The sequence below is a fragment of the Shewanella sp. 1CM18E genome, from assembly GCF_023161665.1.
In the GTDB taxonomy this organism is placed as follows: domain Bacteria; phylum Pseudomonadota; class Gammaproteobacteria; order Enterobacterales; family Shewanellaceae; genus Shewanella.
Map to the genome: position 1 here is coordinate 61904 of NZ_JALNTW010000022.1, position 7014 is coordinate 68917.

Below are 7014 nucleotides of genomic sequence, written 5' to 3' on the forward strand. Positions count from 1 at the left end.
TCCCCAGACTGGACTTGAACCAGTGACATACGGATTAACAGTCCGCCGTTCTACCGACTGAACTACAGGGGAATCGTTTAAGTTACGTCTCGTTGAAGACGGAGCGCATATTAAATCGCTCTTACAATTGAGTCAACTCGACAAGGGAAAAAAAATGAAATTATACGCTTAAGTGGTCACCTAACGCGCATAATGATGAGGAATGCAGCATTTTTGTTAAAATCTGACCAGCTTCAATATAAGCCTATGAGTTATGCCAAGTTTTCTATCGTACATATTTTAACTTATTCGAGTATTGAGCAGTGAGTTTATCGAGTTAAGCGACATTTGTAGGAAACTTTCAGTTATCCATGATTGTGTTGATTATGAAGCTTGCTGCTAAAATGCCCAGTACAACAAGCTTTGCAAGAGTTATCCACTAAATCTGTGGATAAGCCTGTGGGTTAGTCATAAAAATCCTCGGCAAATGCCGATGGCTAGGGACTTGGACTTAAATTGAGCGAAATTTTTGATTGTTTTTTTTAATGATTAAAAACAATGTGATGGAAAAATCAACAGTTAATTTTGTGGCAACTTCAAACTTGTTACAATCCTGTAATATAGTAAGCGTTTTATATTGTGAATTAATGCGGTCATTTTACTAGTGTTGACGCGAACGTTAGCCCAAAAGACTTACGCTTGACGGCGTTATAAAGTTTCATTGTGTAGCTGAAACTATAGCTGCATGCTAGCGCTGCTTTGATAAGCAACGCCTTTTAGCGTTTGAAACAGCACTTTTGGCTAGTTATTGCTATAAGTTGTAAAGCGGGCGCGGAACATCATTTGCTGTTCTTCATTAAGTAACGGCTGTTATATACCAGCGCTATAGTTACGAATCTTTTTTAGTATTACCTAATAACCGACATTATCTAATAAAGAACGAATATCGGCAGCGAGGTGATCGCTTTAATGTCCTTATTAAATGTGCTTTTAATCAATTGTAGCGCTCGGTACGTATTGAAATTGATAAAACCGCGCCTTTATTAAGCAAACTAAGGTAATATAAAGGCTTATCTTTAGAAGGAACGCTCTGAGTGTCTGAATCTGTATTTCAATTAGAATCCTCGTATAAACCTGCTGGCGATCAACCTACTGCAATTAACAAGCTCGTCGACGGTCTTGAGTCTGGTATCGCGTGCCAAACACTACTCGGTGTTACGGGCTCAGGTAAAACGTTCACTGTTGCTAATGTTATCGAAAGAATGTCACGGCCAACCATCATTATGGCGCCAAATAAAACGCTAGCAGCGCAGCTCTACGGTGAAATGAAAGAGTTCTTTCCCCACAATGCCGTTGAGTATTTTGTCTCTTATTACGACTATTACCAACCAGAAGCCTATGTACCTTCAACGGGCACCTTTATTGAGAAAGACGCCTCGGTTAACGCTCATATTGAACAAATGCGTTTGTCAGCGACTAAAGCTTTGTTAGAGCGTAAAGACGTTGTGTTAATTGCATCGGTTTCTGCCATATACGGCCTAGGCGATCCTAAGGCCTATATGAAAATGCTATTGCACCTTAGAGAAGGTGCAATTATGGAGCAACGCTCGATATTAAAGCGTTTAAGTGAATTGCAATACACACGTAACGATATTGAACTGCAACGTGGTACTTATCGAGTTCGTGGAGAAGTGATCGATATTTTCCCGGCTGATTCAGATAAACATGCAATTCGTATTGAGTTGTTTGATGATGAAATTGAGCGTTTAAGCCTGTTTGATCCACTCACTGGCCATATTGTTAAACGTATTGCACGGATCACGGTTTACCCTAAGAGTCACTATGTTACGCCGCGTGAGTCTATCTTGGCGGCAACAGAAGAGATTAAAGAAGAACTTAGAGACCGTAAAAAGCAGCTACTTGATCTGAATAAGTTAATAGAAGAGCAGCGGATCACTGAGCGGGTGCAGTACGATGTCGAGATGATGACGGAACTGGGTTACTGCTCTGGGATCGAGAACTACTCACGTTATCTATCCGGGCGCGCGCCTGGTGATGGGCCGCCAACCTTATTGGACTATTTACCTGAAGACGGTTTGCTTATTATCGATGAGTCGCATGTAACTGTGCCGCAAATAGGCGCAATGTATAAAGGCGATCGCTCTCGGAAAATGAACTTAGTGGAATATGGATTCCGTTTACCATCGGCGCTAGATAACCGTCCACTAAAATTCGAAGAGTTTGAAGCGTTAATGCCACAAAGTATTTTCGTTTCAGCAACGCCAAGTGATTATGAAATTGATAAGTCCGACGGTGAAATTGCAGAGCAGGTAGTAAGACCAACCGGCTTGCTTGATCCTGAGATTGAAGTCAGACCGGTAAGCACACAAGTCGATGATTTATTATCTGAGATTGGTAAACGTGTTGCGGTTAATGAGCGGGTATTGGTTACCACTTTAACTAAGAGGATGTCTGAAGATCTGACAGAGTATTTGGACGAGCACGACGTAAAAGTGCGTTATCTACACTCTGATATCGATACCGTAGAGCGAGTAGAGATTATTCGTGATTTAAGACTGGGTATTTTTGATGTGTTGATTGGGATTAACTTATTACGAGAAGGCCTAGATATGCCTGAAGTCTCGCTAGTTTGTATTCTTGATGCAGATAAAGAAGGCTTTTTACGTTCAGAACGCTCGCTTATTCAGACAATTGGCCGCGCCGCTCGTAACGTGAATGGTAAAGTGATCTTATACGGCGACCGTATTACCAAGTCGATGGACAAGGCAATAACAGAAACAAACCGCCGCCGTGAAAAACAACATCAGTTCAACCTTGATAATGGTATTACGCCAAAGGGGGTGGTGAAGAAAATCACTGACGTGATGGATGTTGGTGATACCACTGATATTTCGCAAGATAATTTACAGCGAGTAGCAGAAGGTCAGGGAGATTATCATGTTAAACCCGCTGATATTAGCCATGAGATTGATAGACTCGAAAAGCAGATGCATGAACATGCTAAGAATCTTGAGTTCGAAGAAGCCGCAGCTATTCGTGATCAGGTCGGTCGATTAAGAGAGCAATTTATAAAAGCTTAAAACGTCGAGCCAACAAAAAGCCAGCTTAACTTAAGCTGGCTTTTTTATGGTGCAGAAATATCGCTAAATTCTTGTATTTACTAGCTGTATCTATGCTTTGATTGCTATAGGTTTTAGCACTATTACTGTGAACACTCTTGCTTTGTTCGTTTATATTGCTTTGAACCTAATGCTGCAATAGGTTTAGCGGCTGTTAGTGTTCGAAGAGTCTTTTTTTAGTATTGCGAGGTAAGCTATCACGATGACGGCACATGCAATGCCACAAACCAAACCCACTAAATGCGCTTCGGTTGCTACGCGAGCATTAATTAACTCTGTAACCTCTGCGCTAGCTCCATAGTATTGCTCATATGCTACTTTAGCGATGGCACCTAACAATAATAAATAACCGGATTTGTAGCCTTGGCGGATATCAAAAACTGCGCCATATGCAAAAAGACCATGGAGCATCCCGCTTAAGCCTACATAACCGATAAGCTCTGGATAAAAGGCAAGTAACCCCAGACCTTGTAACAGACATAAGCAAGTAAATAACAGCGCTAATCCTGTTATGCGGTAATGCTGTTCGTGTAATGCCACTATTACCCATAAACCTGCTAAGTTCATGAGCAAATGCCATAAATTAGTGTGCAGTAAGTTCCCCGTGGCTAAGCGCCACCATTGACCATCTAAGATAAAATATCGTTGATAAGCGAGCGTTGATGCAAAGTCTGCAAAATAAAGAATGCAACATAAAACGCTCACTAAAAAAGCCAATACGTAAGGACTATTAGCCTCAAGTTTTAGTTTGCTAAGGTTAGTTTGGCGCAAGTATAAAGTCCCTGTAGATTAACGATCCTTGTGCTAGCTCTGCCTTAGCAAGTTTTATCCGCTAATTGGGCTTGAATTGTATCTTTATTATTAAGGTAATCTTCAAGACCACGCTTTCTTAAAAGACAAGCCGGACACGTACCACAACCATCGCCTTTGATGCCGTTATAACAGGTTAGTGTTTCATGGCGGATAAGATCTAAGCTTTGCAGCTTATCTGCTAGTGCCCAAGTTTCTGCTTTATCAAGCCACATTAATGGTGTCGATACAGTGAGTTTCTTGTCCATACCTTGTTCAAGTGCGTTTTGCATGGCTTTGACAAAATCATTACGACAATCTGGGTAGCCAGAGAAATCGGTCTCACACACGCCAGTGATCACGGTATCAGCACCTAGCTGATACGCGTAAATACCCGCCAAGGTTAAAAACAGTATGTTTCTGCCTGGAACAAAAGTATTAGGTAAACCATTTTCCATCAGTTCATTTGAAACAGGTATTGAATCGCGAGTCAGCGCTGAAATGGCCAGTTCATTGAGTAACGTCACATCCATGACTTTATGGCTAGCAAGTTTGAGTTTGCTGCCTAACTCTTTTGCAATTTCAATTTCTTGTCTATGTCTTTGACCATAATCAAAGGTAATGCCGTGCACCTCATCAAATTGTTGAAGGGCTTGAATAAGGCAGGTTGTCGAATCTTGACCACCACTAAAAACTACAACGGCTTTTGACATAATTAAATCTAATCTAGTAATAAATAAGACCTAATAGTTTAACGCAGGCGTCAGTGCTTTGAAACTACTTGGCTTTGAAACTACTTGCGACTAGGGGCGAAATCCTCTATAACTTCGCCCCGGTTAACCAAGAGGCAGTATGATGAAGTATCCAGTAAATGAAGTGTTTGAAACTATACAAGGCGAGGGGACTTTCACCGGTGTACCTGCCATTTTCGTAAGACTTCAAGGTTGTCCCGTAGGTTGCTCTTGGTGCGATACTAAACAAACTTGGGAGTTATTGGAGCATAATAAAGTTGCTCCAGAGTTGGTGATTCAAGTTGACGGTACTATTGGCCGTTGGGCAGAGTTAACCGCACAAGAACTCGTCGCAGCTTTTGAAGCGAAAGGTTTTAATGCAAAGCATGTGGTAATAACCGGTGGTGAACCTTGTTTATACGACTTGACTGCCATGACGCAATACCTGCATAGCCAAGGCTACCAAACACAAATAGAGACCAGCGGTACATTTGAAGTCTTATGCGACCAAGATACTTGGGTAACAGTGTCACCTAAGGTGAATATGAAAGGTGGTTACAAAGTATTAGCTCAAGCATTGAATCGTGCTAATGAGATTAAGCACCCAATCGCTACGGAAAAACATATTGATGAGCTTGATGAATTACTAGCTGATATTGATTTGAATGGCAAAACAGTCTGTTTACAGCCTATAAGCCAAAAGCCGCGGGCAACCGAGTTAGCTATGGCTGCCTGTATTGCACGTAATTGGCGTCTTTCTATTCAAACTCATAAGTATTTAGATATTGATTAATCACTATCCACATAAAAAAGCCCTTTCATCTCTCGATAAAAGGTTTTTTTTTATTGCTGTTGTAAGCCTAGCTATACTAGCGACTATGTTTTTGATTAATGCTAGCTACTAATGCTTCTGACTAACGTTGGAGACTCGGGCAAATAAGTTTGTTAGTGGTGCTAAACTGCTGCAATGCCTTTGTGTAGGGGGTTAAATCTCCGATATTCTCAGCAACCCAATCTGCATCATAATAAGTATCTAAATAGCGTTCGCCAGAATCACAGATTAAAGTAACGATAGAGCCAGTTTCACCCTTCGCGATCATTTCACTTGCAAGTTGTAATGCGCCATAAAGGTTAGTGCCTGTTGAAGCGCCTGTTTTACGGCCGATGATATTTTCTAACCAATGAATGGTTGCGACTGATGCAGCATCAGGAATTTTACGCATTTCATCTACAACCCCTGCAATAAACGAAGGCTCTGCTCTTGGGCGACCAATACCTTCTATTTTACTGCCATTGGCGCATGTTACGTTTTTATCACCGGTTTTGAAGTAATCAAAAAATACAGATTGCTCGGGATCTACAACACAAAGCTGGGTTGTAAGCCGTTGATAACGGATATAGCGACCTATTGTTGCAGATGTGCCGCCCGTACCTGGACTCATCACAATCCAAGAGGGAATGGCATATTGCTCTTTTTCCATCTGATTAAAAATGGAGTTAGCAATATTATTATTGCCGCGCCAATCGGTAGCTCGTTCAGCATAGGTAAATTGATCCATGTAATGGCCGTTAAGTTCTTCAGCTAGGCGCTCAGATTCGGCGTAGATCTTACTTGAATGGTCAACAAAGTGGCACTGTCCGCCATAAAACTCTATTTGTTGTATTTTCTTTTTGGCTGTCGAGCTTGGCATTACTGCAATAAAAGGCAGTCCAAGCAACCTGGCAAAGTAGGCTTCAGATACCGCAGTACTGCCAGATGATGATTCTATCACTGTGGTGTCTTGTTTTATCCAACCATTACAAAGGGCATATAAAAATAGTGAGCGGGCAAGGCGGTGTTTAAGACTCCCGGTTGGGTGGGTACTTTCATCTTTTAAATAGATGTCGATACCTTTTAGGTTAGGAGTATCGAGTTTTATTAAGTGAGTATCGGCGCTGCGCTGAAAATCTGCTTCAATTTTTTCAATTGCTTGATTTACCCAAGAGTTAGTCACTTTATTGCCTCTGATTAATGCGGTTAGCGTTAAATCATAGTGAAAAGGCGTAGGGATTGGTAGAACTAAAATACTAAAGCTTAGTCATGGCTGGAGTATAAGTTGCTGTTTGAAATATAAATTGTGTTCAAATTGGATTTTGTCTTGAACGACTGATAACTTTGATTTGGAAATGAATTTATTAGAAAAGTTGAACTTAGAAAACAGCAAATTTAGAAACTTGATACTAGTACTTGAAAAGAGGAACTTGAAACGTGAAATTTGAAGCGGGATACTTGAAACTCTAGAATGGCGATGAGCAAAGTGGTGGAGGGAGAAGGATTCGAACCTTCGAAGGCTGAGCCGTCAGATTTACAGTCTGATCCCTTTGGCCACTCGGGA

At 41.2% G+C, this 7014-nt stretch carries 5 protein-coding genes and 1 tRNA gene; 2 read left to right on the forward strand and 4 right to left on the reverse strand.

The features are described from left to right. Nucleotides 1-72: transfer RNA gene (locus MSG37_RS19810), tRNA-Asn, on the reverse strand. A 1001-nt stretch (nt 73-1073) separates the two neighbouring features. On the opposite strand from MSG37_RS19810, the gene uvrB reads away from it, so the two are divergent. After that, the gene (gene uvrB, locus MSG37_RS19815; protein WP_248472392.1) at nt 1074-3080 is read left to right on the forward strand and encodes an excinuclease ABC subunit UvrB; all 2007 of its coding nucleotides are present in this window, start codon (nt 1074-1076) and stop codon (nt 3078-3080) included. 183 nt (nt 3081-3263) lie between these two features. On the opposite strand, the gene rrtA is transcribed toward uvrB, so the two are convergent. Together rrtA and queC are read right to left on the reverse strand one after the other, a co-directional pair. Next, nucleotides 3264-3890: a rhombosortase gene (gene rrtA / locus MSG37_RS19820; protein ID WP_248472393.1), complete on the reverse strand. Its 627-nt coding sequence runs from the start codon at nt 3888-3890 to the stop codon at nt 3264-3266. 44 nt (nt 3891-3934) lie between these two features. Next, the gene (gene queC, locus MSG37_RS19825; RefSeq protein WP_248472394.1) at nt 3935-4621 is read right to left on the reverse strand and encodes a 7-cyano-7-deazaguanine synthase QueC; all 687 of its coding nucleotides are present in this window, start codon (nt 4619-4621) and stop codon (nt 3935-3937) included. 142 nt (nt 4622-4763) lie between these two features. Here queC and queE point away from each other — a divergent pair, with 142 nt between their 5' ends. Continuing rightward, the gene (gene queE, locus MSG37_RS19830) at nt 4764-5432 is read left to right on the forward strand and encodes a 7-carboxy-7-deazaguanine synthase QueE (RefSeq protein WP_248472397.1); all 669 of its coding nucleotides are present in this window, start codon (nt 4764-4766) and stop codon (nt 5430-5432) included. Nucleotides 5433-5553: 121 nt separating this feature from the next. Here the strand turns inward: queE and MSG37_RS19835 are convergent, their stop codons facing one another. Next, nucleotides 5554-6633, reverse strand: coding sequence for a PLP-dependent cysteine synthase family protein (locus MSG37_RS19835; protein WP_248472395.1), 1080 nt, complete (start codon nt 6631-6633; stop codon nt 5554-5556). Nucleotides 6634-7014: the final 381 nt, after the last annotated feature.

Excerpts from the sequence above, each read along its gene's own strand:
- queE (WP_248472397.1), top strand. The coding sequence starts at position 4,764 with ATGAAGTATCCAGTAAATGAAGTGTTTGAAACTATACAAGGCGAGGGG.
- queC (WP_248472394.1), bottom strand. The coding sequence starts at position 4,621 with ATGTCAAAAGCCGTTGTAGTTTTTAGTGGTGGTCAAGATTCGACAACC.